Raw genomic sequence first — 25,687 nt, 5'->3', positions numbered from 1 at the left:
GCCGAGCGTCAGGATGCCGGCCAGGGCCAGCCACTGGCCGGTCTAGAGACGAACGCTACCGAAGGTCGCCGCCAGCGCGCTCATCATGACCACGATGATGATGGCGAACAGCACCGCTCCGAAGGCCTTGCCGGCGATGACCGCCGAGACCGGCGCGGGCGAGGCCCGCAGCAGCAGCAGCCAGCCCTGGGCGCGCTCGGTGGCGATACTCACGCCGAAGGAGAACAGGGCCGCGCCCATCACGCCGAAGGTGGCGAAGGTGCACAGCAGCCAAAGCGACTGGCCCCTGAGCATGAGCAGCCCGAAGAAGACGTAGAACATCACCGGGAACAGCAGGGTCGGCAGCGTGTAGGCCGGGGTGCGCAGCAGGTTCAGCCACTGCGCGCGGATGAGCTGGAGAGACGGATTGGCGGCGATCATGCGGCCTCCTTCTGGCCGATGGCCTGGTTGGAGTCGAGACGGGTCAGGGCGAGGAAGGCGGTTTCCAGGTCGGCGCCGGCGACTTCGAGATCCTCGATCGAATCGTCGGCAGCCAGCAGCGCGCGAACCGTGTCGATACCGTTCGAGCTGAGGATCTCGATCCGTTCCTCACCGGACTGCACGGACTGCACCGCCGGCATGGCCTCGATCTGGCCGGCCGGCAAGCGGGTGCGCAGCCGGATGCGGTCGCTGGGCACGCGCCGACGGATGCTGTCGGCCGTGCCCTGGTCCAGAATTCGGCCGTGGTCCATCACGATGACGTGGTCGGCGAGCTTCTGCGCCTCGTCCATGAAGTGGGTGCAAAGCAGGATCGAGACGCCGGCCGTGCGGCGTTTCTCGATGGCGCGCCAAAGGATTCGGCGCGCGCCCGGATCGAGGCCGGTGGTGGGTTCGTCGAGGATCAGCCAGTCGGGTCGGCCGACCACGGCCAGGGCGAACAGTACGCGCTGCTTCTGCCCGCCCGAGAGCCGGTCGAAGCGCCGGTCGGCCAGGTCGAGAAGGTCGAGCTCATCGAGCAGGCCGATCTGCGAGTCAGGCTCGGGATAGAAACTGGCGAACAGCGCCAGCAGCTCGGCCACCGTCAGGTTGTCCTGCACGCCGCTGGCCTGGAGCATCACGCCGATGCGCTGCTGGGCCTCTTTGCGGCCGGGCCTCAGTGAACCGAAAAGTTCGATCCGTCCCTGCTGGATCGGCAGCACGCCGAGCAGCAGGTGGATCAGCGTGGTCTTGCCGGCGCCGTTGGGGCCGAGCAGGGCGCTGACCTGGCCGCCGTGAAGCGTCAGGTCGATGCCGGCCAGCGCCGGCGTCGATCCGTAGCGATGCTGCAGCGCCGAGCAATTGGCGACGATGGGCTTGTCCATGCTCTCTTCTCCCGATCCAATGTCGGGGACAGTGTGGACAAGCGGCCGGCTTCGGCCCAGTGACGGCCTTCAGGAATCATTCATGACAATTGTCACGTCATGCCGGCCTTTTGCATGGCTTCCTGCATGAAGCGGTCGGCCACGAGACGGGCGGGACGGTCCTTGAGGCCTTCCCAGTAGGCCGTGAACTCCGGACGTTCGTCGATGGTGCCGAACTGCATGCCCCAGCCTATCTGCGAACCGACGTAGACGTCGGCGGCGCTGAACTGGCCGCCGGCGATGTAGCGGCGATCTCGAACAGCGCCAGCGAGCGTGTCCAGCGTTCGTTCGAGCGAGCCGAAACCCAGCATGGTCTGCTGCTTCTCGTTCGGCTCCAGGCCACAGGCCTTGGCGCCCACGGCGGCTTCCAGCGGCCCGGCGGCGAAGAACAGCCAGCGGTAGAAGTCAGCCCGTTCGGCCGGGGGCGGGGCCAGGCCGGCCTCGGGAAAAGCGTCGGCCAGGTAGGCGCAGATGGCCGCGACCTCGGTAACGACTTGTCCGTCGTGCACGATCGCCGGCACCTTGCCCATGGGATTGATGCGCAGGTAGTCGTCGGATTTCATGGCCGGTCCGTACTCGATCACCTGCAGATCATAGGGCTCGCCGACCTCCTCGAGCATCCAGTGAACGATGCCGCCGCGCGACATGGGGTTGGTGTAGAAGGTCAGCTTGTTGCTCATGGTGTGTTCTCCCGGTTGGCTTTACGCGCATTCTGCCGCCCTTGCTGCAAGCGCGAACGTGCCGTTCGTCATGACTGCGGGCGCGGACGACCCGCCGGGTTCAGCCCGGAAGGTGCACGCTTCGTCGGCCGGAGTCCCGGCCGACGGGGCTACTGCGTCTGGCTGAACCGGTCGCTGAACAGCCGGTCGATGGCCAGGTCGACCACCTGAAGGTCGGCGTCAACGTCGTCTTCGCCCAATACAACCGTGAACCCCTCCGCCGGGGTGCCCCGGCCGGCCAGCGAGGGCGTCGTGCCGCCCGAGCTTGTCACGCTGCCGTAGGCGGTCGAGACGTCGGGTACCAACGTGTAGGTGCCGGGCGGCAGGGCGGTGGTCTGGTAGCGCGCGTCGGCGAAGCCGACCTTGTAGCGCCCCACGAACTCGCCCGTGTCGGTAAAGACCTCGATGGCCCCGCGGTCGATCGGCAAGCCGGTGACCACATTGATGAGCTGGCCGGAGATGACTGGACCGCCGGTTACATCCAGATCGCCGAGATCGACGTCGGTCGTGCCGTCGAGCACGACGGGCGTTGCCGTGGCGGGATCGCACAGGGCCTCGGAGCACGATGCGCTCGCGCCTTGGAAGCGGTCGAAATAGGCGTTCTGAACACCGCTATGACCCGGTCCCAGATCACCACACATGCTGGTTCTCACGAAATAGTTTCCGGCCGGAAAACCGCCGAATTGGTATTCGCCGCTGGCGTCGGTGAGTACGCGGGCGGCGGTGTTGCCGGCGTCGTCGAGCACCCGCACCACGGCATCGGCAATCGGGTCGCCGGAGGTCTGGTCGACGACGCGACCGCCGATGGTGCTTCCGGTATTGATCTCGATGGTGATGCTCGCGGTGTTGCCGGTGGTGACCGTCACCGTCCCGGCCAGGCTCAGGTCGCAGAGGATGCCGGCGCAGTCGACGTCGGGATAGACGGCGTCCATGTAGCCTTCGATGGCGGCGTCTCCGATGAGACTGTCATGGCCGATGCCGTCGGCAACCCACTCACTGTAGGTGCGCACGTGGTAGTCGCCCGGGGGCACGGCTGCCGAGGGCTCCAGGACGACATTGCCGCTGCTTTCGCTGATCAGACCGCCGCCGACGACATCGCCGCCGGCGTCGATGATGTCGTAGCTTCCCAGCTGCGCGTCTGCGGGTACGCCGGCCGGCGGCGCGCCGGTGTTGCCGTCGACGATCGTGCCCTCGATGCGGCCGCCTTCGTCGAGCGTGATCGGCGCTAGCGAAAGGCTGGCGCCGGCCGGGAGCGTCAGGGGCGTGCCCCGGGCCCGCTCGCAGCCGCCCCAGGGACACAACAGGCCGTTGTGCAGGATGCGCAGGAAGGAGTCGCTGCCGTCGAGCGTGGGGCCGAGCTGGACGAAATAGCTGCCCCCCGCGAGCCCGTCGAAGGACCACTGGCTGTCCGGTAGATCGAAAATGGACATGATGCCGATGTTGCGCCCGGCGGCGTTGTAGAGAATAACGATCCGGGTGATGTCGTCGGGCAGCAGCTCGCCGCTGAGCGTCGCGCCGGCATCGAGCGCGAAATCGAATCCGCCGGTGACCGTGCCGGCGGTGACGGTGAGCGGATCGGTGGCGGCGATCGGGCAGCGGGTCATTTCGCAGGGGTAGCCGTCCCAGGCCTGTTCCACGTAGTTGCCGCTGGCGCCGCCGCCTGCCACCAGAAACCAGGTTCCGGGTGCGACGGCCAGTCCGGTCGTGTAGCTGCCGTCGGGCTGGGCGACGCCCGCAAACTCGACCGAGTAGCTCTGCAGGTCCGGCGTGAACAGTCCGGCCGTGGCCCCGGGGATCGGGTCGCCCGTGGCGGCTTCGGTGATCGTGCCGGCGATGCGACCGCCGGATTCCAGGGCGAAGTCGATATTGGCCACCGTATCGCCCTCGCTGACGCTGATTTCACCGCCCGGACCGCAGTTGAAGTAGCACGGGAGATTGCCGGAGAATCCGTGGCGGGCCGGCGCGTGGTCGGCTCCGGCGGCCTCGACGACCAGCTCGCGCGTCTCGCCCGGGTCCAAGGGGACCGTGACGGCGTACGCGCCCGAAGCGTTCGTGGTTCCCGTCGCGAGCGTGAAATGGAAAGCCGTGGCCGGATCGGAGACGGCCACGGTCGCGCCGGCGATCGGCGTGGTACCGTCGAGTTCGGTCACCGTGCCCTCGACCGTGGTGGGCTGGGCCACCACCGAGCCCGAAAGCCCCCAGAGCAGAATCGCGCCGGAGAGCACAGGAAGTAGCGACTTGAGCGCTGGCAATGACATAGATCCTCCTGCGTGTATTCGAATTTCGGCCCGCGGTGAATCGGCCGCCCTAGTTGACTCAAACGAGAAATCGCCATGAAGGGGGCCAAACGCGCACTTCCCGGCCGCGTCGGCTACTCCGCGCCGGAGAAGCGGTCGATGAACAGGCGGTCGATGGCCTGGTCGACGACCTGAAGATCGGCTTCGAGATCGACTTCGCCCATCGTCACGGAGAATCCACCTGGCGGCACAGTCTCTCCCCGCTGCGAGGACACCGTGCCGCCGGTCGATACGCTGCCGAAAACCGGCGACACGTTCGGAACCAGCACGTAGTGCCCGGGTGAGAGGGCTGGGGTCTGGTAACTGGCAGCGCCGTTGTCCAGTTTGTAGCTGCCCACGAACGCTCCGGCGAGGGTGTAGACATCGACCTGCCCGCGAGTGATGGGCAGGCCGGTTGCCGTGTTGATGATCTGGCCCGAAATGACCGGCCCATTGCTCACCTCGAGATCGCCGAGGTCGACATCGGCGCTGCCGTCGAGCGTTATGGCCGTTCCCGTGGCGGGGTCGCACAATGACTCGGAGCAATCGCCAGAGGCACCGTGCAGCTTGTCGAAGTAGGCGTTCCGGACGCCAAAATGCCCCGGCCCCAGGTGCCCGCTCATGCTGGTCCTGACGTAGTAGTTGCCGGATGGGAAAGCGCCCATTCGGTAGTCGCCGTCGGCGTCGGTCAGCGTGCGGGCGACCGTGTCGCCGGCGCTATCGAGCACGCGCACGATGGCATACTCGATCGGGGCGCCCGAGGCTTGGTCGATGACCCGGCCGCTGATGCTGCTGCCGGTTTCGATCTCGATAACGATACTCGCTACCTCGCCGGCCGTGACCGTAACCGCCTCGGCCGAGGCGAGATCGCAGTCAATGCCGGTGCAGGGTATGTCCGGAAAGACGGCGTCCATGTAGCCGTCGATGGCATCGCTGGACAACAAGCTGGAATAACCGATGCCGTCGCCGCGCCACTGGTTGAACGTGCGAACGAAATACTCGCCGGCGGGAACCGCCGCCAGCGGCTCCATCAGGATCTCCCCGTCGACTGCCCGGATGGCGCCGCCGCCAACCACGGCACCGTCAGCGTCGATGATGTCGTACTGGCCCAGGGCCATTCCGGCCGGTACCCCGGCGGGCGGCAGGCCGGTGCTGCCGTCAATGATCGTGCCCTCGATCTGTCCGCCCACGTCAAGCGTAACGGGCGGTGACGACAGGCTGGCGCCGGTCGGCACGGTCAGCGCCGTACCGCGGGCGCGGTTGCAGCCACTCCAGGGGCACAGCAGTCCGTTGTGCAGAACCCGGATGTGGTCGGTTGTGCCGGAGAAATCGACAAGCGGGCCGAGCTGGGCAAAGTAGCTGCCGCCGGCCAGGCCGTCGATCGACCACTCGCTGCCCGGAAGATCGTCCCAGTCGATACTGTGGATCGTCAGTTGTCTACCGGCTCCGTTGAAGAGATAGATCTGCTTGAGAATATCGTCCGGAAACAGCTCGCCGCTGAGTGTCGCGCCGGGTTCGAGCGCAAAGTCGAATCCGCCTTCGATCGATCCGGCCGTGATGGTGATCGGGTCCGAATTGATGATCGGGCATACGTCCAGCTCGCAGGGGTAGCCGCCCCAGGCCTGGCTGACGTGGTTGGAGCCGTTGCCGCCGGCTCGCAGGTAGTGGGTACCCGGCGCAACGGCCAGACTGGTCGTGAAGCTTCCGTCAGGCTGGGTGATGCCGGCGAACTCGGGCGAGTATTCCTGGGGCGAGTAGTCATCCGGGTTGGGCGGGATGAGCGTGGCAATGGCGTCGGTCAGGGGGTCGCCGGTTTCGGCGTCCGTGATCGTTCCGGAAACGCGCCCGCCGGCGTTCAGGGCGATATCGATCCCGGTTACCGTCGTGCCTTCGTCGACGCTGAAATGACCGCCCCATCCGCAGCTGAAATAGCACGGCATGGGAAGTGAGTGGCCGTGCCGAGCCGGCGCGTGCTCGACGCCGGCGGCCTCGACGACCAAGTCACGGCTTGCGCCGCTCGCCATGGGGACACTGACCGAGTACTGGCCCACGTTGTTGCTCGTGGCGGTGGCGAGAAGCTCGTGCTGGATGCCGCCAGGATAGGAGACGGCCACGGTCGCGTTGGCGATCGGCGTGCCGTCGCCGCTGTCGGTGATCGTGCCCTCGATCGTGGCCGACTGGGCCAGGGCCTGGCCGCCATGCGCGACAACAATCGCGACGACCGCGAACGGATACAATGTTGAAACCAAGCGTTGCAGCAGCATGAAGCCTCCCAAATGGATTGGAGCGGGCCGGATGGAGCGAGCCCTGTATGCAGTACTACGCGAGGGGGCCTTGTGGCGGGACACGGTCACCCCGAATACAAGCCCCCGATGGCGAGCGCACAACTGGAGCGAGAAGATGAACCAAACAGCCGAATCGAATTTCGCACCCGCCTGGCGCCCCGGCGGTATTGCGCGGCGTGTGGCGGGATTGTTTCTGTGCCTGGTACTGGTCGCCCCGGCCGCTGCCCAGGCGCCGGACAGCTTCATGCGCCTGGCCGAGGATGCCGATGGCCGTCCACAGACCCTGCAGGTGGCGCTGGCGCATTATCTTGACGCCCAGGGCCGCAGCCTGCATCTTGTCGGCGCCATCCACGTGGCCGATCGCGCCTACTTCGAAGAACTTCAGCGCCGTTTCGACGATTACGACGTCGTGCTCTACGAACTGGTGGGTGATCCCGACGGTGGCGGCGAACGGCCCGCCGGGGCGGGGCTCAATCTCGTCGGCTTGCTGCAAGGCGGCATGAAAGAGGCGCTGGGCCTGGCCTTCCAGCTTGATGAAATTGACTACGAGCGCAGCCATTTCGTGCACGCCGACATGACCGCAACGGAATTCAGCGACAGCATGAAAAGCCGCAACGAATCCTGGGCCGGGACGTTCATGCAGATGTGGGCCGCCTCGGTCGCGACCCAGGATCCCGCGGTCCAGCAGGGTCAGATGCTGCGGGTGCTCCTGGCCAAGGACCGGCAGCTTGCCCTCAAGCGGGTCATGGCCGAGTCGATGATCGACCAGGCCGGTGTGCTGGAGGTGCTTGCCGGTGAAAGCGGCTCGTCGCTTATCACCGAGCGCAACCGCAAGGCCCTGAGCGTGCTCGAGGACGAGCTCGCCGCCGGCGCGCGCGATATCGCCCTGTTCTACGGCGCGGGTCATCTACCCGATTTTCACCGGCGCCTGACGGCGCAGCACGGCTTCGAGCTCCAGGCCGTCGAGTGGCTGGACGCCTGGGATCTCGGCGGCGAATCGTGAGCTCGGCCGGCAAGATTCCGGCGAGCCGGTTCCGCTATCGCCTCAGCCCGGTCAACATGCGCCGCGGCCTGTGGGTTGTCCTCGGCTCGCTGTTCGTGCTGCTCGGGATCGGTTCGCTGGGCTCCGAGAGCCTGGGCGAAACCATTCTCCAGGATCTTCAGCGCCAGCCGGCCTTGGCGCTGGGCCTGGCCCTGATCGGCATCGTTGCGCTGGCGCTATTGCTCTTTCGCATCGTCTCCATGGCGCGCGAAGCCTGGCTGGTGGTCGACAGCGAGGGGATTCGCTGTTCGCCCCACAAGCACCACGGCCCGCGACAGTGGCTGCGGCATGACTGGCGGCTGGCCTGGTCGGATATCGATCGGGCCGTGGTGCAGCGGCCCGGCCCGAAGTCACAGCATCTGCAGAGCTGGATCAACACGACCCTGACCCTCGAAAGCCCGAAGGGCGCACACGATCTCGCCCTGCTGCACTGGGACCCGGTCGATGACCCGCTCGATCGTCCCGCGCTGACGGCCATGAGACCCGGCAAGGCGCTCCACGCCCTGACCGAGTCACATCCCCTGGTTCGGCATTTCGAGCAGCGGGGTATCGAGGTCGACTTCCAGCCGCTGGATTTTCGCGGCCGCTGGGGTATGGGCAGCCCGTCGTCTGACCGGCCCGAGGCCCGGGCGTCCGAGGCGCCGTTGGATATCCTCAGCTACAAGTCGCTGGTGATCATGCTTGTCATCATGGGCGCGCTGGGCGTGGCCGCAGCCGCGCACTTCACCGTCATGCCGTCAATCCGCCCCTTGTGGTCGCCCGACTACGGACTGTTGTTGCTCGCCGGCAGCGCGGTCTTTGCCGTCGGCGCGATGCTGTCGCGCGCGGCACCGGTTCGGGAACGAACGATCGTTGCCCTGTTGCTCGGCGCAAGCGTCGGCGCGCTGGCCCACCCGCTTTCCGTTCGCCTGCAATCGCTGACCGGTGACGCCCCGCAGGTGGCCGACTACATCGTCGACGCGCCGGGACGCTTCGAGCCGGTGGATGCCAATTATCCGGGCCTCGACCTGAGTGACATTGATGTTCCCGAATACTGGAACAGCCTGCCCGAAGGTTCCGTTCATCCCTTTGAGCTGCAGTCCGTGGACGAGGACCGCTACGTCCTCAGGCTCGATCCGCTGTTCGAGCGCACCCGCGCTTTCTACGTCAGCTCCCAAGAGGATTGACGCTGCCGGCCCGGAAGGCCGGGCCGGTGGCTTGATCCGTCACTCCGGATCAAGATCGCCAACGAGGTCTTCAATGGCATCCTGCACCATCTCCACGGCCTCCGTGCAGGTGGGTGCCGTCGCCTCGATCGAAACCTCCGTTCCGCCGGGAATGCCGACCGTTGCGCTCGCAGTGCAGCTGGTCTCCAGCGTACCGAAGTCACCCTCGTGGCTCATCGACTGATCGACGGAAACGTCGGTGATCTTCGCGCCGGATCCGGCAGTGATTCGATCCAGGGCGTCCTGGAAGGATACGAGCGCATCTTCGGTTTCGGCGCTCAATTGCCCGCCAAAATCGACTTGCCCTCGCTGGGATTGCGGTTCCTCGGCCAGGGCGGCGGTGGTGCCGGTGAGAACGAACGTCAGAGCTGCAAGCGTGGAGACAAGAATCGATTTCATATCCCTACCTCCTTTTACTTGATTTGTCTGGTGTGCCAAACCCCCTCTACCAATCCTTGCTCGATTGGCGTCACGAATGCTAACGAATCTATAAAAGCACTTGCAAATCATTGGGTTGGGGTGATCTCGAGACGCTCGATGCGTCCACCGGCGTCGGCGGTGGAAGGGTGCTGGGGCCATGCCGTCGCGCGGGCGATACCATCACCGCAACGCCTGCAACACCCCGCTCGAGTGCGCCTCTTCGACTGTTTATACTGTTTGCATGACTTCGGATGCCATCGTTGTGGGAGGGGGGCTGGCCGGCCTGGTTGCGGCCTGCGAGTTGTGCGACGCCGGCAAGCGGGTGATCGTGCTCGAACAGGAAGGCGAGAACAGCCTGGGCGGGCAGGCCTTCTGGTCGCTGGGCGGGTTGTTCTTTGTCGACAGCCCCGAGCAGCGGCGCATGCGGATTCGCGACAGCCGCGATCTGGCGCTGCAGGACTGGCTGGGTTCGGCGCAGTTCGACCGTGCCGAGGACCACTGGCCGCGCAAGGTGGCCGAGGCCTACATCGATTTCGCCGCCGGCGAGATGCGGCCTTGGCTGCACTCGCTGGGCATGCGCTGGTTCCCGATCGTCGGCTGGGCCGAGCGCGGCGGGGCGCATGCGCATGGACACGGCAACTCGGTGCCGCGCTTTCATATCACCTGGGGCACCGGTCCCGGCGTCGTGCGGCCCTTCGTCGATCGTTTGATGGCGCATGTCGAGGCCGGCCGGGCCGAAGTCCGCTGCCGCCATCGGGTCACCGAACTGCACACCCGAAACGGCGCCGTCTCGGGCGTCAGCGGCGACGTCCTGGAACCCTCGAGGGTCGAGCGCGGCGAGCGCTCGGGCCGCGAGGTCGTCGATTCGTTCGAATTGAACGGCGACTGCGTGATCGTGACCTCCGGCGGTATCGGCGGCAACCACGACCTGGTGCGCAAGAACTGGCCGGTCGACCAGCTGGGCCCGGCGCCGCAGCGGATGGTCGCCGGTGTGCCGCATCACGTCGACGGGAAGATGATCGGGGTGACCGAGGCCGCCGGTGCGGCGGTGATCAATGCCGACCGGATGTGGCACTACACCGAGGGCGTACAGAACTGGAACCCGATCTGGCCCAATCACGGCATTCGCATCCTCCCCGGCCCGTCGTCCATGTGGTTCGACGCCAACGGCGATCGGTTGCCCGCGCCCTGCATGCCCGGTTTCGATACCCGTTCAACGCTGAAGCGGATACTGTCGACCGGCCACGAACATTCCTGGTTCATCCTCAATCGCGACATCATCCGCAAGGAGTTCTCGCTGTCGGGTTCTGAGCAGAACCCGGACCTGACCGGCGCGAAGTGGTCGCTGGTGTTGAAGAACCGCCGCGGCGGTCGGGTGCCGCCGCCGGTGCAGGCCTTCATGGACAAGGGCGAGGATTTCGTCGTCGCCGACAATCTCGAGGAACTGGTCGCCGGCATGAACCGTGTGACCGCAGAGGCCCCGGTCGACCTCGCTCGTATCCGGACCCAGATCGAGGCCCGCGATCGAGAGATCGCCAATCCCTACTCGAAGGACGCACAGGTCACGGCGATTCACGGCGCCCGGCGATACCTGGGCGACAAGCTGATCCGCACGGCAAAGCCGCACCGAATCCTCGACCCCGCCCACGGGCCGCTGATCGCCGTGCGCCTGAATATCCTCACCCGTAAGACGCTCGGTGGCCTGCACACCGACCTGGATTCGCGCGTGCTCGACGCAAACGGTGCGCCGATCGACGGGCTCTACGCGGCCGGCGAGTGCGCCGGGTTCGGCGGGGGCGGGTATCACGGCTACAACGCGCTCGAGGGCACCTTCCTCGGCGGCTGCATTTTCTCCGGGCGCAATGCCGGGCGGCACGCCGCGGGCCGCGCTTGATGGCTCAGATGGTGATCAGCGCCGAGCGTGCCCGGGATATCCCGATGATTCACGCCGTGCATGCCGAGGCTTTCGAGACGGACTTCGAGGCCCGCCTGGTCGATCGCCTGCGCGAAAGAGCGGATCCGTTCGTGTCGCTGGTCGCGCGCTCGGGCGACATCGTCGTCGGCCACATCCTTTTCACCCCGGTGCGCCTGGCCCAAGGCGGCAAGGCAGCCTTGCTGGGCCTGGCGCCGATGGCCGTGTTGCCGGCATTCCAGGGGCAGGGAATCGGCGGGCGGCTGGTGGAGCGCGGGCTCGAAGCCGCGCGCGAGCTCGGCGCCCGCGGCGTGGTGGTGCTCGGCCACGCCGACTACTATCCGAAATTCGGTTTCCGGCCGGCGGCTGATTTCGGCCTGAGCAACGAATTCGGTGTCGCCGCGGCGCACTTCATGGCGCTGGAGCTGGTGCCGGCGGGATTGTCCGGGGTTTCGGGACCGGTTCGCTACGATCCGGCCTTTTCCGAATCCGCCTGACTCTCGAAGCGATCGCGGAACATCAGGTCCGGCCGGGCGGCGTAGTGCATCACGATGCAGTGGATGGCGCCGGCGGAATTGATGATGTTGCTGCAGTCGATGCCGACGATCGTCTTGTCGGGAAAAGCCTGTTCGAAAACGGCGACCGCCTGGGCGTTTTCGCTGGCGTAGCCGTCGAACTGGCAGACCAGCACGGCCTCGTTGACGATCACCGAGTTGGTGTAGGTGTAGTGCGCGCCGGCGCCCCAGCCCGGCGTGCGCAGGACCGTGTAGCCGCGCTTGGCCATCAGGCTGGCGCCGGCTTCGCTGACCTGGTGGGGTACGCCGCCGGCTTCCATCGGGTCGTATTCGCCGATGATGACCGTCTCGTCATCGACCGGCAGAAACCACATATCCAGGTGCTGGGTCGAGTCGAAACCCGCCGGCAGCGGGTCGAGGATGGTCAGGTCGAGATCGTGGTACTCGGCGTAGTAGTCCTCGACGTCCTGGGCGCTGACGTCCGGGTTCTCGTCGACGATCAGTTCGGACATGAACGCCTCGCCGTTGTCGAACAGGTGGAAGTTGCCGCCGCCGTGGACCAGGGGCAACTCGAAGAGCGTCTCGCCGGTCACGCCGGCGATGCCGGACGGCACCTGGTCGTCGTTCGGTCGGGGGCGATTGTAGATGTGGTCCATGAGGGAGCGCGCCGCGTCCACGAACAGCGTGCGCGGGCCGTAATCGCGGATCCAGACCGTGTCGCTGGGCAGTTGCATGAACTCGACCCGCGACAGATCGGCGCCGGCGCCCGACAGGGTGCTGCGGGCCGAACTTTCCTGCGCCGGGCCGGCGACGATCAGGAACACCCGGGCGTCGCTCGTCTGGGTGGTCACCGCCACGGTGATCTCGGTGACCACCGAGTTGAAAGAACCCCAGCGCAGGAACAGGCCGTCGTTGGGGGCATACTCCGAGGGCGTGTCGATGGCGCCTGACGGTGCCACGCCACGCTCGCTCAGGTCGGGCGTCACCCAGCGCTGACTTTCGGCCGCGGTCATCGAGCGCGGTGTCGGCGGTTCGTCGTCGAAGATGGTATCCAGTATATGCGGCGGCACGACGCGAACCTGTGCCGTGGCCGTGTTCAAAACGAGCACGAGGGCGGCGACGGTGAGGCCGGTCAATCGCTGCAGCGTGGATGTGCGAGGCATGGTCATTGGTCCGCTTGAGCCCCGCGAAGTTTATCAGCACCGGGCATTGCCGGTTTCGCCGCCTTGCCGGCAATACGCTCCAGTATGGTGATTTCGAAGCGATTTCGTGTCGGGACAGTCGAACGGGCAGTCGGTACAATATCGGCTTCGAACAACGACGACGCTCCTCGAGAGGACAGGCATGGTGCAACAGTATCCCCACCCCGACGACATCGATTCACAGGAAACCCAGGAGTGGCTCGAGTCGCTGGCCGCGGTCGTCGACCGCGACGGCCCGGAGCGGGCGCATTTCCTTCTCGAGCGTTGCGTCGAGCTGGCCCGGCGCTCCGGCGCGCACCTGCCGTTCGACCTGACAACGGCCTATATCAACACCATTCCGCCGCACCGCGAGCCGAACATGCCCGGCGACGGTTCGCTCGAGCGCCGCATCCGGTCGATCATCCGCTGGAACGCCATGGCCATGGTCGTGCGGGCCGCGCGCCGCGGCGGCGAGCTGGGCGGCCACATCGCCAGCTTCGCCTCGGCCGCCACGCTCTACGACGTCGGCTTCAATCACTTTTTCAAGGGGCCGGATCATGAGGACGGCGCCGACCTGGTTTATATCCAAGGCCACTCTTCGCCGGGTATCTACGCTCGTGCCTTTCTCGAGGGCCGCCTGACCGAGGAACAGCTCGACGGCTTCCGCCAGGAAGTCGACGGCGAGGGCATCAGTTCCTATCCGCATCCGTGGCTGATGCCCGACTTCTGGCAGTTCCCGACCGTGTCGATGGGACTGGGCCCCATCATGTCGATCTACCAGGCGCGCTTTCTGAAGTACCTGACCAACCGCGGCATCACCGATGCCGGAGAGCGCAAGGTCTGGAGCTTCCTCGGCGACGGCGAGATGGACGAACCCGAATCCCTGGGCGCGATTTCGCTCGCCGGGCGCGAGAAGCTCGACAACCTGGTGTTCGTGGTCAACTGCAACCTGCAGCGCCTCGACGGGCCGGTGCGGGGCAACGGCAAGATCATCCAGGAACTGGAAGGCTTTTTCCGCGGTGCGGGCTGGAACGTCATCAAGGTGGTCTGGGGCTCCTACTGGGATCCGCTGTTGGCGCGCGACACCAAGGGCCTGCTGCGGCGGCGCATGGAAGAGGCGCTCGACGGCGACTACCAGAAGTACAAGGCCAACGACGGCGCCTACGTGCGCGAGCATTTCTTCGGCGCCTACGACGAACTCAAGGAAATGGTCGCCGACATGTCCGACGAAGACATCTGGCGGCTCAATCGCGGCGGCCACGACCCGCACAAGATCCACGCCGCCTACCACGCCGCGACCAATCACGAAGGCCGTCCCACCGTCATCCTGGCCAAGACCATCAAGGGCTACGGCCTGGGCCAGTCGGGCGAGGGCCAGAACATCTCGCACCAGCAGAAAAAGCTCGACGACGAGGGCGTGAAGTACTTCCGCGACCGTTTCAACGTGCCGGTGTCCGACGAAAACCTCTCCGAGGTGCCGTACTACCACCCGGGCGAGGACTCCGAGGAAGTCAGGTACATGAAGAAGCGCCGCGAGGAGCTCGGCGGCTACCTGCCGCAGCGCAAGGTGGATTACGAGGCGCTGGAGATGCCCGGACTCGAGGCCTTCTCGAAGATGCTCGAGTCGACCGGCGAGCGCGAGATTTCGACCACCATGGCTTTCGTGCGCTGCCTGACCGTGCTGCTGCGCGACAAGAAGCTCAAGAAGCACATCGTGCCGATCATCTGCGACGAGGCGCGCACCTTCGGGATGGAAGGCCTGTTCCGCCAGATCGGCATCTACGCGCCCTTCGGCCAGCTCTACGAGCCGGTCGACTCCGACCAGCTCGCTTATTACAAGGAAGCCAAGGAAGGGCAGGTGCTGCAGGAAGGCATCACCGAGGCCGGCTCGATGAGTTCCTGGATCGCTGCGGCGACCAGCTACGCCACGACCGGCGTGCCGATGATTCCCTTCTACACGTTCTATTCGATGTTTGGCTTCCAGCGCATCCAGGACCTGGCCTGGGCGGCCGGTGACATGCGTGCGCGCGGTTTTCTCATCGGTGGCACCTCGGGGCGGACGACGCTCAATGGCGAAGGTTTGCAGCACGAGGACGGCCACAGCCAGGTGCAGGCCGGCCTGATTCCCAACTGCGTTTCTTATGACCCGACCTTCGCCTACGAACTGGCGGTGATCCTCCAGGACGGCCTGCGGCGCATGTATGGCGAAGGCGAGGACGTCTACTACTACATCACCGTGCTCAACGAGAACTACGAGCACCCGGCCATACCCGAGGGGTCCGAGGACGGCATCCGCAAGGGGATGTACCTGTTTCGGGACTCGGGACTCGGGACTCGGGACTCGGACAAGCCTGTCGTGCAGTTGATGGGCTCGGGTTCGATCCTGCGTGAAGTCATCGAGGCGGCGGATATCCTGAAGGACGACTACGGCATTGAGTCGGATATCTGGTCGGTGACCAGCTTCAACGAGGTGCGCAAGGAAGGCTACGAGGTCAGCCGGCGCAACCGGCTCAATCCCGACGAACCGCCCAGGACGCCCTGGATCACCGGCCTGCTGATGGACCGCAAGGGGCCGGCCGTGGCGGCCACCGACTACGTTCGCGCCTTTGCCGACCAGGTGCGCGAGTTCATTCCGCAGGACGACTACATCGTGCTCGGCACCGACGGATTCGGCCGTTCGGACACGCGCGAGAACCTGCGCCGCTTCTTCGAGGTCGACCGCTACAACGTCGCCTGGGCCGCGCTGGTCGGCCTCAATCGTCAAGGCAAGTTCGACGACGACAAGCTGGTCAAGGCGAGAAGCGCGCTCAATATCGACCCGGACAAGCCGTTGCCGACGGTGGTGTGACGGCGTGCGGGCATTGGCCGTGGGTCACGGTTACATCCGCGACCGACGACATTGGAAACCTTTCGTAAATCGTAAATGGTAAATCGTGAATCGAAGAAGTCGCCGTGCCGTCCTCGATTCGATAAATCGATTTACGATTTGCGATTAACGATTCACGAAGCGTCGGGTGATGCCACCTGATCGAGATGAACACCTGAGAGCCTGCAATGAGCAACAAAAAGGAAATCAAAGTCCCCGACATCGGCGATTTCGACAAGGTGCCGGTCATCGAGGTGCTGGTCGCCGAAGGCGACGAGATCGAGAAGGAGCAGTCGCTCGTCACCCTCGAGTCCGACAAGGCCACCATGGAAGTCCCCGCCTCGCACACTGGCAAGCTGGTCGAGCTCAGGGTCTCCGAGGGCGACGAAGTCGGGGAGGGGGACGTTATCGGGGTCGTGGAGGTTTCCGAAGACGCCGGGGGAGCGTCTGAAGATGGCGACTCCGGCGACGAGGAAGGAAAGGGTTCAGGGTTCAGGGTTCAGGGTTCAGGGGAGTCTTCGGTAGACTCTGATGATGCTGATGAATCCGGTGGCTCCGACGACGGCGAAGAAGCCCGCCCTGAAACCTTAAACCTTAAACCTGAAACCTCTTCCGAAACCGGAAACCGGAAACCGGAAACCGATACGCCTAAAGGATCCGACGACCTCCCGGCCCCGCCCGTGCCGTTCGAGGGCATGGACCAGGACCCGTCCAAGCTGCCGCACGCCTCGCCGGCGGTGCGCAAGCTTGCGCGCGAGCTCGGCGTGGACCTGGGCGGCGTCGAAGGCTCGGGCCGCAAGGGGCGCATTACCGAAGAAGACCTCAAGGGCCACGTCAAGCAGGCGATGGAATCCGGCGGCGGCGCTTCGGCCGGTGCCGGCCTGAACATCGCCGAGCCGCCGCAGGTCGATTTCTCGAAATACGGTGACATCGAGGAGGAGAAGCTCTCTCGCATCAAGCAGATCTCCGGGCCCGCCCTGCACCGCAACTGGGTGTCGATTCCGCATGTCACCCAGTTCGACGAGGCCGACATCACCGAGATGGAAGCCTTCCGGCAGTCCAGCAAGAAGCAGGCCGAGAAGGCCGGCACCAAGATGACGCCGCTGGTTTTCCTGATCAAGGCGGTGGTCGCCGCGCTCAAGGAGTTCCCGCATTTCAATGCCTCGCTCTCGAACGACGGCGAGACCCTGATCAAGAAGAAGTACTTCCATATCGGCGTGGCCGTCGACACGCCCAACGGGCTACTCGTACCGGTGCTCAAAGACTGCGACCAAAAGGGCCTGATCGAGCTGGCCCTGGAATTGACCGACCTGTCGACCCGGGCGCGCGACGGCAAGCTCAAGGGCGACGAGATGAAGGGCGGCTGCTTCTCGATCTCGAGCCTGGGCGGCATCGGTGGCACGGCTTTCACGCCGATCATCAATGCGCCGGAACTGGCCATCCTGGGCGTGTCGCGCTCGGAGATGAAGCCGGTCTGGGACGGCGAGCAGTTCCAGCCGCGACTGATGCTGCCGCTGTCGCTGTCGTATGACCATCGCGTTATCGACGGCGCGGATGCGGCGAGGTTCACGCGGTTTCTGGCCGAGCAACTCGAGGATCTCAGGCGGCTGCTGCTTTGAACGAACAGCGCACCGGTTTCGGAATGATGCTGGTCGCTGCGGTTGGCGTCTTGCTGCTGCTGACTTTCGTGTTTTCCGGCCTGGTCGACAATCGCCGGAACCCGAACCAGCAGGTGCAAAGCCAGCGCGTTGGCGACGCCATCGAGGTCGTTCTGGAATCCGACCGCCGGGGCCATTTCATCGCCACGGGTGCGATCAACGGTCGCGAAGTCACGTTCCTGGTCGATACCGGCGCGAGCCTGGTGTCGGTGCCCCAGGACCTGGCCGGTCGACTGGGCCTGGAAAAGCGGGCGCGCATCGGCCTGGAAACCGCCGCCGGTCCGGTCACCGGCTGGATGACGCGCATCGACGAGGTGCGGCTCGGTGACATCGTCCAGCGCGACGTGCGCGCGGCGATCAGCCCGGGGCGCAGCGAGACCATCCTTCTGGGCATGAGTTTTCTGCGCGACCTGGATATAACGCAATCGAATGGACAACTGCGCCTGGTGGCGGCACCAGGGACGTAGGAGAAGACCGAGAAATTTCGTAAATCGTAAATGGTAGATCGTGAATCTAAGAACTGGCCGAGCCGCCCTCGATTCGATACTTCGATTTACGATTGACGATTCACGAAGCATCAGGTGATGCCACCTGATCGAGATGAACACCTGAGAGTTGGCTATGAGCAACAAAACAGAGATCAAAGTCCCCGACATCGGTGATTTCGACAAGGTGCCGATCATCGAGGTGCTGGTCGCCGAAGGCGACGAGATCGAGAAGGAACAGTCGCTCGTCACCCTCGAGTCCGACAAGGCCACCATGGAGGTGCCCGCCTCGCATGCCGGCAAGCTGGTCGAGCTCAGGGTCTCCGAGGGCGACGAGGTTGGGGAGGGCGACGTTATCGGGGTCGTGGAGGTTTCCGAAGACGCCGGGGGAGCGTCTGAAGATGAGGGCTCCGGGGATGAAGAAGAGACGGGTTCCGGTTCCCGGGTTCCGGGTTCCGGGGAGTCTTCGGATGACTCGGAGAATGCCGATGAATCCGATGGCTCCGGCAAGGCTGACAAAGCCCGCCCGGAAACCGGAAACCGTAAATCGGAGACCGATTCATCCCGCCCGGAAACCGGAAACCGGAAACCGGAAACCGATTCTTCCCGCCCGGAAACCGATCATTCCTTCGACTTCGACCTGGCCGTTCTCGGCTCCGGTCCGGCCGGGTACACCGCCGCCTTCCGGGCGGCCGACCTCGGTCTGAAGGTTGCGCTGATCGAGCGCTACGATTCCATTGGCGGGGTTTGCCTGAACGTCGGCTGCATTCCGTCCAAGGCGCTGCTGCACGTGGGGCAGGTGATCGATTCGGCCGCGCACCTGGGCGAGCACGGCGTGTCATTTGGCGAGCCCGAGATCGATCTCGACAAGCTGCGCAGCTTCAAGGACGACGTGGTCGGCAAGCTCACCGGCGGCCTGGCCGGCATGGCCAGGAAGCGCAAGGTCGAGATCGTCCAGGGCATGGGTCAATTCAGCGGCGAGCATGAGCTGGCCGTCGAGCATGACGGCGAAGAACGCACGATCAGCTTCAATCAGTGCATCATCGCCGCCGGCTCGCGCGTGATCGAGATTCCCAACGTCCCCTGGGATGACGATCGAGTGATGGATTCGACCGGCGCGCTGGAACTGGCCGACGTGCCCGAAAGACTGCTGGTCATCGGCGGCGGCATCATCGGCCTGGAAATGGCCTGCGTGTATCGGGCGCTGGGCTCGAAGGTCACCGTGGTCGAGATGATGGGCCAGCTCATGCCCGGCGCCGATGCCGACCTGGTCAAGCCCTTGCAGCAGCATATGAAGAAGCTCGGCGTCGAGTTTCACCTCGAGACGAAGGTCGAGCAGGTCGAGGCCGGCGACAAGGCCCTGACGGCGAAGCTCGACGGCAAGAAAGCCCCCGATTCGGCCGACTTCGACCGCGTGCTGGTCTGCGTCGGCCGCCGGCCCAACGGTGATCAGCTCAACGCCGAGGCCGCCGGCGTCGATGTCGACGACAAGGGATTTATCGCCGTCGACGGGCAGATGCGCAGCAACGTCGATCACATCTTTGCCGTGGGCGATATCGTCGGCCAGCCCATGCTCGCGCACAAGGGTTCCTACGAAGGCAAGGTGGCCGCCGAGGTCGCTGCCGGCCACAAGCGTGCGGCCGATGCGCGCGTGATTCCCTCGGTCGCCTACACCGACCCGGAAGTCGCCTGGGTCGGCTTGACGGAGGCGCAGGCGAAGGACAAGGGCATCGACTACGGTGTCGGCAAGTTTCCCTGGGCGGCTTCCGGTCGCGCGCTGGGCATGGATCGCAGCGAGGGGTTCACCAAGCTGATCTTCGACAAGGAATCGGATCGCCTGATCGGTGCCGGGGTCGTGGGCCTGCACGCCGGTGACCTGATCGCCGAATTGACCCTGGCGATCGAGATGGGCTGCGATGCCGCCGATATCGGCCTGACCATCCACCCGCACCCGACCCTGTCGGAGTCGGTGATGATGGCCGCCGAGGCCTACGAGGGCACGATTACCGACCTGTACATGCCGAAGAAGTAGCGTGGGCGCCGGCAGCCGCCGGTCAGCCTCGCGGCGGCTGTCGCCGTGCCTGTCGCTTGCGTCGGCGCGCTTCGCCGCCGCAGCGCTTCGAGCAGTAGCGTACCTCGTCCCAGCAGTCTTGCCACTTGCGCCGCCAGCTGAACGGGCGCAGGCACACGGGACAGGTCTTGGTCGGCAGCCGGTTCCTGGACATGGCTCGATTCAAGCACGCGGTCGCTCGCGCCGGTGTGAAATCGTCGGCAAGTTTCACAGGGCGCCTGCGCCAAAGGCCGGTCGGGTATCCTGTCGCCGATCACCCGCCAGGAGTTTGCCGAATGCCACGCCCGCTACTGCTCTGTCCCGGCCTGATGGCCATCGTTCTGGCCGCTGCCTGCAGTTCGCCACGGACCACCGACCCCGAGAACGCATCGAGCGCCGGCGCGGGTGACGCGCTGCATCGATTCTTCGAGCAGGCCGCGAGCGAGCGCCGAGCGCTCAGCCCGCAGGCGATGGCCGCCCACGTCCTCGGCAGCGCCGGCGAGGATGAATACCTGGGACGGCTCGACGTGCCGTCGGTGGACAAGACCCGGCGCGAGCTGGCGCTCGCCCGCCGGCAGCTCGAGGATATCGAGGCCCTGGATGCCGAGAGCCTGAGCCGGCAGGAGGCCCTGTCGCGCGACATCAAGGCCTGGCAGCTCGAACAGGAAGTGGCGGGCGCGGAATTTCTCTGGCACGATTTTCCGGTCAACCAGCTGATGTCGTTCCACAACATGCTGCCCGGTTACATGACCGGCCAGCATCCGCTGCGAGACGATGCCGATATCGATTTCTACATCGAACGCCTGAGCCGTTTTCCGGAGGTGTTCGAAGGAGCCGTCGAGGTCACCCGGCATCGCGTCGAGCGCGGCATCGTTCCGCCGCGCTTCGCCATCGAGAAGACTCTGCGCGATGCGCGCGCCTTCGTCGCCGATGCGCCCGAAGACAATCCGCTCGTGACCGAGATCCTGGCGCGCGCCGATCGCGACGACGTGTTGTCGGCCGAGCGGCGGCAGGGCCTCGAGCGCGAGCTCGCAAGCGCGGTCGAAGCGCACGTCGTGCCGGCCTACCGGCATCTGGCCGACTACCTGGAAGGCCTGCTCGAACTCGATCCGGCCAACGACGGCGTCTGGCGCCTGCCCGATGGCGATGCCTACTATCGCTGGCTGCTGAAAGGGCACACGACCACCGACCTGGGCCCCGAGGCGATTCACCGCCTCGGCCTCGAGGAAGTCGAGCGCATCAGCGAGGAGATGGACGCCCTGCTGTGTGCCGAAGGCTATTGCGATGGCAGCGTCGGCGAGCGCATGGTGGCGCTGAACGGGGAGGAGCGATTCCTGTACGAGGACTCCGACGCCGGTCGCGAGCGTATCCTCACCGACTACCGCGACATCGTGTCCGAGATCGAGGCCGGCCTGGACGGATGGTTTCACGACGGTCCGGCCGCACCGATCGAAGTCCGGCGCGTGCCCGAGTACCGCGAGGCCACCGCCTTCGGCGCCTACTACATGCGCCCGGCCGTCGACGGCAGCCGGCCCGGCCAGTTCTTCGCCAACCTGCGATCGGTCGACGAGCATCCGCGCTACGCCATGCGCACGCTGGCCTACCACGAAGCGATTCCGGGGCACCACCTCCAGATTACCCGCATGCAGGCCATGCAGGGCGTGCCGGATTTCCGGCGCAGCCTCAGCCTGCACGCCCATGCCGAGGGATGGGCGCTATACGCCGAGGGCCTGGCCGCCGAGATGGGCTTTCACGACGATCCCTACAGCAACCTGGGGCGACTGCGGGCGGAGCTGTTCCGTGCCGTGCGCCTGGTCGTCGACACCGGCATGCATCACCGCCGCTGGTCGCGCGAGCGCGCCATCGACTACATGCATTCGGTCACCGGCATGCCCATGAGCGACGTGGTCGCCGAGATCGAGCGCTACCTGGTGATTCCCGGCCAGGCCTGCTCGTTCAAGATCGGCATGCTGCGCATCCAGGCCATGCGCCAGCGTGCGCAGGAGGCGCTCGGCGAGGCCTTTGACATCCGTGACTTCCATCGGGTGATTCTCGATAACGGCGCGATGCCCCTGGCGCTGCTCGACGGCGTCATCGACGACTGGATCGAGCGGTCGCTGCCGACCGACGCCACGGGGTGATGGTCAGATCAGTTTCCAGCCGAGCCAGATCACGCAGAAGCCGATCAGGAACCACAGCCCGGCCTGCGCCAGCGCGAGGAGCGCGCCCCTCGGGCGGTGCTCGGCCGGCGTGTGTTCGCTCGTGAGCAGCTTGATGTTCAGCCAGGCAATGAGCGGGGCCGCCAGGAAGGACACCGTGGTGGCGAAATCGATCAGGCTGGTGAAGCGCTGGCCGAAGAAGTGAATCACGGCCAGTGTGCCGGTGCTGACCAGCAGCAGGGCGCCGATGTACCGGGCGCGGTGCTTGTGCTCGGCCGCCCCCTCGTCGGTGGCCACGCCGCCGATCTCGATCAGGGCGCGCAGGGCGCGCGGGTAGGCATCGGTCACCGCCAGGGTGGTCGAGAACATCGTGGTCAGCGCGGCGACGGCGATGATCGGTCGCGACCACTCTCCCAGGCTCTGCGCATAGAGTTCCACCAATCGGCCGGAAAAGGCGACAGCCGATTGCGGCAGGGACTCGCCGCTGCCGTGAACCATCAGGGCACCGAGCAGCAGGAACAGGACGGCCAGGACGGTTGCTCCGGCGTAGCCGATCTGGAAGTCGGTGATGGCGTCTCGGACGCTGGGCTTGTGCCCGGTCTGCTCGGCGCGCTCTAGCGTCCAGAGCGAATGCCAGGCCGCCACGTCGAGCGGAATCGGCATCCAGCCCAGCAGGGCCAGCACGAAGGCGAAGCCGGTCGCCGTCCAGACCGCTTCCAGGTTGGCGGTCGGATCCAGGGCGCGCCAGTCCGGCCCGGAGCCGAAGGCCAGCACCACCGCCGCCAGCGTGGACACCGCGAGCGCGGCCATGATCACCTTCATCATCAGGTCGAGACCGCGGTAGCGACCGACGGCCAGGATCACCAGGCATCCGGCCAGCACGCCGGCCGACAGCTGGGTGATCGAGGCGTCGAATCCGAACACCAGTCCGGCCAGCCCGGCGGTGACGACGGTTACGCCGGCCTGGATGATCAGCATGGTGCCCAGCGTGATGACCACGAACAGGCCGAGTGCCCAGCGTCCGAGCCTGAGGTAGCCGCGGAGCAGGTTCTCGCCCGTGGCGGCCGCGTAGCGCGGGCCGAACTCGAGAAAGGGGTATTTGAACAGGCAGGCCAGCAGGACCAGCAACAGGAGGGTGGTACCGTAGTCGGCGCCGGCGCGTGTAGACTGGACCAGATGGGACACGCCGACGGCCGCTCCGGCCATGAGCAATCCCGGACCGAGGCTCGCCAGCAACTGCCGGCCGCGGCTGCTTGCAAAAGTAAAGAACATGTTCATATCATACAACCCGAAACACTCGATGCTGCGCCATACTGCACAGTATTGATCAATACATAAAACATCTCTGCTTTGGGGAGAAAACTGATGAAGTCATGCCGATTCCTGGCGCCCGCGCTCGCGCTGCTGTGGCTGGTTGGCTGTGGTGGCAGTTCCAGCGTGGACCGAGCCGTGGACCAAGAGCCCGCCGAGCAGCCCGACGGCGATCCCGTTGATGGCGTCGTAACCGCCGTATTCGATCCCAGCGGTGGCGAAATCCCGTTCCCGAACACGCTGCTGCTGTCCGGGACGCAGGATCTGACGCTGAACATTCCCGGCGCCGATCCAGACGACTATAGCAACCCCATCACCGCGATGAACGCGCTCGACGGGTTCAGCACGGTCGCGCCCTGGACCTTCAACTTCAGCGCCGAGATCGATCCGGACAGCGTCGTTCCCGGAAGCAGCGTGCGCTTCTACGAGGTGACCATGGTCGAGGGCCAACCGGCCGTCGCCGGCGTCAACCGCGAGCTGGTGCCTGGGCAGGACTACGTCGCCACGGTCGCGCCTTCGGATCCCAACGGCCAGACCGTTGCCGTCGTGCCGCTGAGGCCGCTGCAGGAAATGACCGCCTACCTGGCGGTGCTGACCGACGGCATCACCGACACCAGCGGCAACCCGGCCACGCCCTCGCAGCCCTACTTCCTGGCCAAGCGCCCCGATCCCCTGGTCGACAACGAAGGCAACAGTACCGATCCGCTGCTGGACGACCCCACCGCCAATGCGCTCGAGCCGCTGCGCCAGATCATCAATACGCACCTGGGCGCCGCCGGTTCGGAGGGCGTCGCGCGCGACAGCATCGTGCTGTCGTCGACGGCCACCACGCAGTCGATAACGCCGGTGCTTTCCAACCTGCGCTCGGCCATCGGCCCGACCAGCACGCAGCTGGCCCAGGCCTGTCTCGAACCGGACAGCTGCCTGACCACGGCCGATGTGCTGCCGGCAGGCGCTTCGCCGGGCATTGCCGATATCTATCTCGGAGTGGTCGAACTGCCTTACTTCCTGGGGATCCCGACCCAGCAGAACCCGACCGCGCCGCTGACCGAATTCTGGCAGGCCGCGCCCGGTAACTACGATCCCGCGTTCGCCGGCCTTGGCCTGGATCCCGACTCGACCAACATCACGGTCGCCAATCCGATGCCGGTCGAGACCGCGCGGCCCATGGCGCCGATGCTGCTGACCCTGCCCAACGAAGGATCCGGGCAGACCCGTCCGGCCGCCGGCTGGCCGGTGGTGATCTTCCAGCACGGCATTACCGGCGATCGCTCGCAGATGCTGGCGCTGGCCGACACGATGGCCTCCCAGGGCTTCGCCGTGGTCGCCATCGACATGCCGCTGCACGGCATTACCGACCAGGCCAGCCCGCTGTATGTCGAGAACACGCCGTTCGCCCCGCTGGCGAGCGAGCGCACCTTCGACCTCGACCTGCGCAATAACGAAACCACCGCGCCCGGCCCCGACGGCATGATCGACAGTTCCGGCGCCTGGTTCATCAACCTGCAGAGCCTGCTGACCTCGCGCGACAACCTGCGTCAGGCGCAGATCGACCTGTCGACCCTGGCCCTGAACGTGCCGGAGATGGATGTCGACGGCGACGGTGTCAGCGACCTCGACGGTTCGAACATCAACCTGGTGGGTATTTCGCTTGGCGCCATGGTGGGCACACCCTTCCTAGCCGTCGAGCCGACCGTTGGAAACGGCGTGCTGTCGGTGCCCGGTGGCGGTATCGCCAACCTGCTGGCCGGTTCGGATACCTTCGGCCCGGTCATCCGAGCCGGGCTCGAGTCGGCGGGTGTCGAGCCCTTCTCGCCCGACTACTACCAGTTCCTGCTCGCGGCCCAGACGGTTATCGACTCGGCCGACCCGATCAACTGGGGTGCGACGGCGACCGCGCAGAACACCATTTTGCTGCAGCAGGTTGCCGGCGATGCGGTCGTGCCCAACGCGGTCGAAGGCGCGCCGCTTTCGGGAACCGAACCGCTGATTCGAATCATGGGTCTGGACGCCATCACGCAGACCACGCAGGACCCGATGGGTATTCGCGGTGCCGTGAGACTGCTTCAGGGCGGACACGGCTCGCTGCTCGATCCGAGCGCGGCCCCGGCCGTCACGGCCGAAATGCAGGGTGAAGCCGCCAGCATGGTAGCTTCCGGTGGTGCGGCGGTCGTCATCGGCGATCCGTCACTCATCCAGACCGACGACTGAGAGGGAGAATCCG

At 65.7% G+C, this 25,687-nt stretch carries 20 protein-coding genes; 10 read left to right on the top strand and 10 right to left on the bottom strand.

Annotation, left to right across the window (positions count from 1 at the left end):
• Nucleotides 1–42 precede the first annotated feature (42 nt).
• From ACDC67_RS06720 to ACDC67_RS06700, 5 genes are all read right to left on the bottom strand, one after another.
• Complete coding sequence (locus tag ACDC67_RS06720) at nt 43–420, bottom strand: ABC transporter permease (RefSeq protein ID WP_376691704.1); 378 nt, start codon at nt 418–420, stop codon at nt 43–45.
• Nucleotides 417–1,340: an ABC transporter ATP-binding protein gene (locus ACDC67_RS06715; RefSeq protein ID WP_376691702.1), complete on the bottom strand. Its 924-nt coding sequence runs from the start codon at nt 1,338–1,340 to the stop codon at nt 417–419. The genes ACDC67_RS06720 and ACDC67_RS06715 overlap by 4 nt, the downstream gene beginning before the upstream one ends.
• A gap of 92 nt (nt 1,341–1,432) precedes the next feature.
• A complete protein-coding gene (locus ACDC67_RS06710; protein ID WP_376691701.1) occupies nt 1,433–2,059 on the bottom strand; it encodes a glutathione S-transferase family protein in 627 nt (208 codons plus the stop codon).
• Nucleotides 2,060–2,208: 149 nt separating this feature from the next.
• A complete protein-coding gene (locus ACDC67_RS06705; RefSeq protein WP_376691700.1) occupies nt 2,209–4,356 on the bottom strand; it encodes a carboxypeptidase regulatory-like domain-containing protein in 2,148 nt (715 codons plus the stop codon).
• Between the two features lie 113 nt (nt 4,357–4,469).
• On the bottom strand, nt 4,470–6,638 hold the full coding sequence (locus ACDC67_RS06700) for a carboxypeptidase regulatory-like domain-containing protein (RefSeq protein WP_376691698.1): 2,169 nt from the start codon (nt 6,636–6,638) through the stop codon (nt 4,470–4,472).
• Between the two features lie 136 nt (nt 6,639–6,774).
• On the opposite strand from ACDC67_RS06700, the gene ACDC67_RS06695 reads away from it, so the two are divergent.
• Both ACDC67_RS06695 and ACDC67_RS06690 read left to right on the top strand, forming a co-directional pair.
• Nucleotides 6,775–7,662, top strand: coding sequence for a TraB/GumN family protein (locus ACDC67_RS06695; protein ID WP_376691697.1), 888 nt, complete (start codon nt 6,775–6,777; stop codon nt 7,660–7,662).
• The gene (locus ACDC67_RS06690) at nt 7,659–8,867 is read left to right on the top strand and encodes a hypothetical protein (RefSeq protein ID WP_376691695.1); all 1,209 of its coding nucleotides are present in this window, start codon (nt 7,659–7,661) and stop codon (nt 8,865–8,867) included. Before ACDC67_RS06695 ends, ACDC67_RS06690 begins: the two co-directional genes overlap by 4 nt.
• A 39-nt stretch (nt 8,868–8,906) precedes the next feature.
• Here the strand turns inward: ACDC67_RS06690 and ACDC67_RS06685 are convergent, their stop codons facing one another.
• On the bottom strand, nt 8,907–9,305 hold the full coding sequence (locus tag ACDC67_RS06685) for a hypothetical protein (protein ID WP_376691693.1): 399 nt from the start codon (nt 9,303–9,305) through the stop codon (nt 8,907–8,909).
• A gap of 262 nt (nt 9,306–9,567) precedes the next feature.
• On the opposite strand from ACDC67_RS06685, the gene ACDC67_RS06680 reads away from it, so the two are divergent.
• Nucleotides 9,568–11,220: an FAD-binding dehydrogenase gene (locus ACDC67_RS06680; RefSeq protein ID WP_376691692.1), complete on the top strand. Its 1,653-nt coding sequence runs from the start codon at nt 9,568–9,570 to the stop codon at nt 11,218–11,220.
• Nucleotides 11,220–11,735, top strand: a complete 516-nt coding sequence (locus ACDC67_RS06675) for a GNAT family N-acetyltransferase (RefSeq protein ID WP_376691690.1) — start codon at nt 11,220–11,222, stop codon at nt 11,733–11,735. Before ACDC67_RS06680 ends, ACDC67_RS06675 begins: the two co-directional genes overlap by 1 nt.
• Here ACDC67_RS06675 and ACDC67_RS06670 read toward each other — a convergent pair.
• The gene (locus tag ACDC67_RS06670) at nt 11,705–12,916 is read right to left on the bottom strand and encodes an agmatine deiminase family protein (protein ID WP_376691688.1); all 1,212 of its coding nucleotides are present in this window, start codon (nt 12,914–12,916) and stop codon (nt 11,705–11,707) included. The two genes, ACDC67_RS06675 and ACDC67_RS06670, sit on opposite strands and share 31 nt — an antisense overlap.
• Before the next feature lie 2 nt (nt 12,917–12,918).
• Nucleotides 12,919–13,071 (bottom strand): hypothetical protein, encoded by a 153-nt coding sequence (locus tag ACDC67_RS06665; RefSeq protein ID WP_376691687.1) that lies wholly within the window; start codon nt 13,069–13,071, stop codon nt 12,919–12,921.
• A gap of 26 nt (nt 13,072–13,097) precedes the next feature.
• Here ACDC67_RS06665 and aceE point away from each other — a divergent pair, with 26 nt between their 5' ends.
• From aceE to lpdA, 4 genes are all read left to right on the top strand, one after another.
• Nucleotides 13,098–15,782 carry a pyruvate dehydrogenase (acetyl-transferring), homodimeric type gene (aceE, locus tag ACDC67_RS06660; protein ID WP_376691685.1) on the top strand — a complete coding sequence of 895 codons (2,685 nt, stop codon included), beginning with the start codon at nt 13,098–13,100 and terminating at the stop codon, nt 15,780–15,782.
• Between the two features lie 206 nt (nt 15,783–15,988).
• Nucleotides 15,989–17,419, top strand: coding sequence for a dihydrolipoyllysine-residue acetyltransferase (locus ACDC67_RS06655; RefSeq protein WP_376691683.1), 1,431 nt, complete (start codon nt 15,989–15,991; stop codon nt 17,417–17,419).
• Complete coding sequence (locus ACDC67_RS06650; RefSeq protein ID WP_376691681.1) at nt 17,416–17,925, top strand: retropepsin-like aspartic protease family protein; 510 nt, start codon at nt 17,416–17,418, stop codon at nt 17,923–17,925. The genes ACDC67_RS06655 and ACDC67_RS06650 overlap by 4 nt, the downstream gene beginning before the upstream one ends.
• A 154-nt stretch (nt 17,926–18,079) precedes the next feature.
• On the top strand, nt 18,080–19,975 hold the full coding sequence (lpdA, locus tag ACDC67_RS06645) for a dihydrolipoyl dehydrogenase (protein ID WP_376691679.1): 1,896 nt from the start codon (nt 18,080–18,082) through the stop codon (nt 19,973–19,975).
• Between the two features lie 22 nt (nt 19,976–19,997).
• Here lpdA and ACDC67_RS06640 read toward each other — a convergent pair whose 3' ends face one another.
• The gene (locus tag ACDC67_RS06640) at nt 19,998–20,168 is read right to left on the bottom strand and encodes a DUF2256 domain-containing protein (RefSeq protein ID WP_376691677.1); all 171 of its coding nucleotides are present in this window, start codon (nt 20,166–20,168) and stop codon (nt 19,998–20,000) included.
• A gap of 121 nt (nt 20,169–20,289) precedes the next feature.
• Between ACDC67_RS06640 and ACDC67_RS06635 the strand changes: the two genes are divergently transcribed.
• Nucleotides 20,290–22,134: a DUF885 domain-containing protein gene (locus ACDC67_RS06635; RefSeq protein WP_376691675.1), complete on the top strand. Its 1,845-nt coding sequence runs from the start codon at nt 20,290–20,292 to the stop codon at nt 22,132–22,134.
• Nucleotides 22,135–22,137: 3 nt separating this feature from the next.
• On the opposite strand, the gene ACDC67_RS06630 is transcribed toward ACDC67_RS06635, so the two are convergent.
• The gene (locus ACDC67_RS06630; RefSeq protein ID WP_376691673.1) at nt 22,138–23,424 is read right to left on the bottom strand and encodes an Nramp family divalent metal transporter; all 1,287 of its coding nucleotides are present in this window, start codon (nt 23,422–23,424) and stop codon (nt 22,138–22,140) included.
• 93 nt (nt 23,425–23,517) lie between these two features.
• Here ACDC67_RS06630 and ACDC67_RS06625 point away from each other — a divergent pair, with 93 nt between their 5' ends.
• A complete protein-coding gene (locus ACDC67_RS06625; RefSeq protein WP_376691671.1) occupies nt 23,518–25,674 on the top strand; it encodes an alpha/beta hydrolase in 2,157 nt (718 codons plus the stop codon).
• The last annotated feature ends 13 nt before the right edge of the window (nt 25,675–25,687 follow it).

The organism is Wenzhouxiangella indolica, from assembly GCF_042310355.1.
Taxonomy (GTDB): Bacteria; Pseudomonadota; Gammaproteobacteria; order Xanthomonadales; family Wenzhouxiangellaceae; genus Wenzhouxiangella.
The sequence above is the reverse complement of the archived record's forward strand: the minus strand, read 5'-3'. Positions and strand labels throughout refer to the sequence as shown.

Bases quoted from the DNA above. Each gene is read 5' to 3' on its own strand.
- ACDC67_RS06720 (WP_376691704.1), bottom strand. From the start codon at position 420: ATGATCGCCGCCAATCCGTCTCTCCAGCTCATCCGCGCGCAGTGGCTG.
- ACDC67_RS06715 (WP_376691702.1), bottom strand. From the start codon at position 1,340: ATGGACAAGCCCATCGTCGCCAATTGCTCGGCGCTGCAGCATCGCTAC.
- ACDC67_RS06710 (WP_376691701.1), bottom strand. From the start codon at position 2,059: ATGAGCAACAAGCTGACCTTCTACACCAACCCCATGTCGCGCGGCGGC.
- ACDC67_RS06705 (WP_376691700.1), bottom strand. From the start codon at position 4,356: ATGTCATTGCCAGCGCTCAAGTCGCTACTTCCTGTGCTCTCCGGCGCG.
- ACDC67_RS06700 (WP_376691698.1), bottom strand. From the start codon at position 6,638: ATGCTGCTGCAACGCTTGGTTTCAACATTGTATCCGTTCGCGGTCGTC.
- ACDC67_RS06695 (WP_376691697.1), top strand. From the start codon at position 6,775: ATGAACCAAACAGCCGAATCGAATTTCGCACCCGCCTGGCGCCCCGGC.
- ACDC67_RS06685 (WP_376691693.1), bottom strand. From the start codon at position 9,305: ATGAAATCGATTCTTGTCTCCACGCTTGCAGCTCTGACGTTCGTTCTC.
- ACDC67_RS06680 (WP_376691692.1), top strand. From the start codon at position 9,568: ATGACTTCGGATGCCATCGTTGTGGGAGGGGGGCTGGCCGGCCTGGTT.
- ACDC67_RS06675 (WP_376691690.1), top strand. From the start codon at position 11,220: ATGGCTCAGATGGTGATCAGCGCCGAGCGTGCCCGGGATATCCCGATG.
- ACDC67_RS06670 (WP_376691688.1), bottom strand. From the start codon at position 12,916: ATGCCTCGCACATCCACGCTGCAGCGATTGACCGGCCTCACCGTCGCC.
- aceE (WP_376691685.1), top strand. From the start codon at position 13,098: ATGGTGCAACAGTATCCCCACCCCGACGACATCGATTCACAGGAAACC.
- ACDC67_RS06655 (WP_376691683.1), top strand. From the start codon at position 15,989: ATGAGCAACAAAAAGGAAATCAAAGTCCCCGACATCGGCGATTTCGAC.
- lpdA (WP_376691679.1), top strand. From the start codon at position 18,080: ATGAGCAACAAAACAGAGATCAAAGTCCCCGACATCGGTGATTTCGAC.
- ACDC67_RS06640 (WP_376691677.1), bottom strand. From the start codon at position 20,168: ATGTCCAGGAACCGGCTGCCGACCAAGACCTGTCCCGTGTGCCTGCGC.
- ACDC67_RS06635 (WP_376691675.1), top strand. From the start codon at position 20,290: ATGCCACGCCCGCTACTGCTCTGTCCCGGCCTGATGGCCATCGTTCTG.
- ACDC67_RS06630 (WP_376691673.1), bottom strand. From the start codon at position 23,424: ATGTTCTTTACTTTTGCAAGCAGCCGCGGCCGGCAGTTGCTGGCGAGC.
- ACDC67_RS06625 (WP_376691671.1), top strand. From the start codon at position 23,518: ATGAAGTCATGCCGATTCCTGGCGCCCGCGCTCGCGCTGCTGTGGCTG.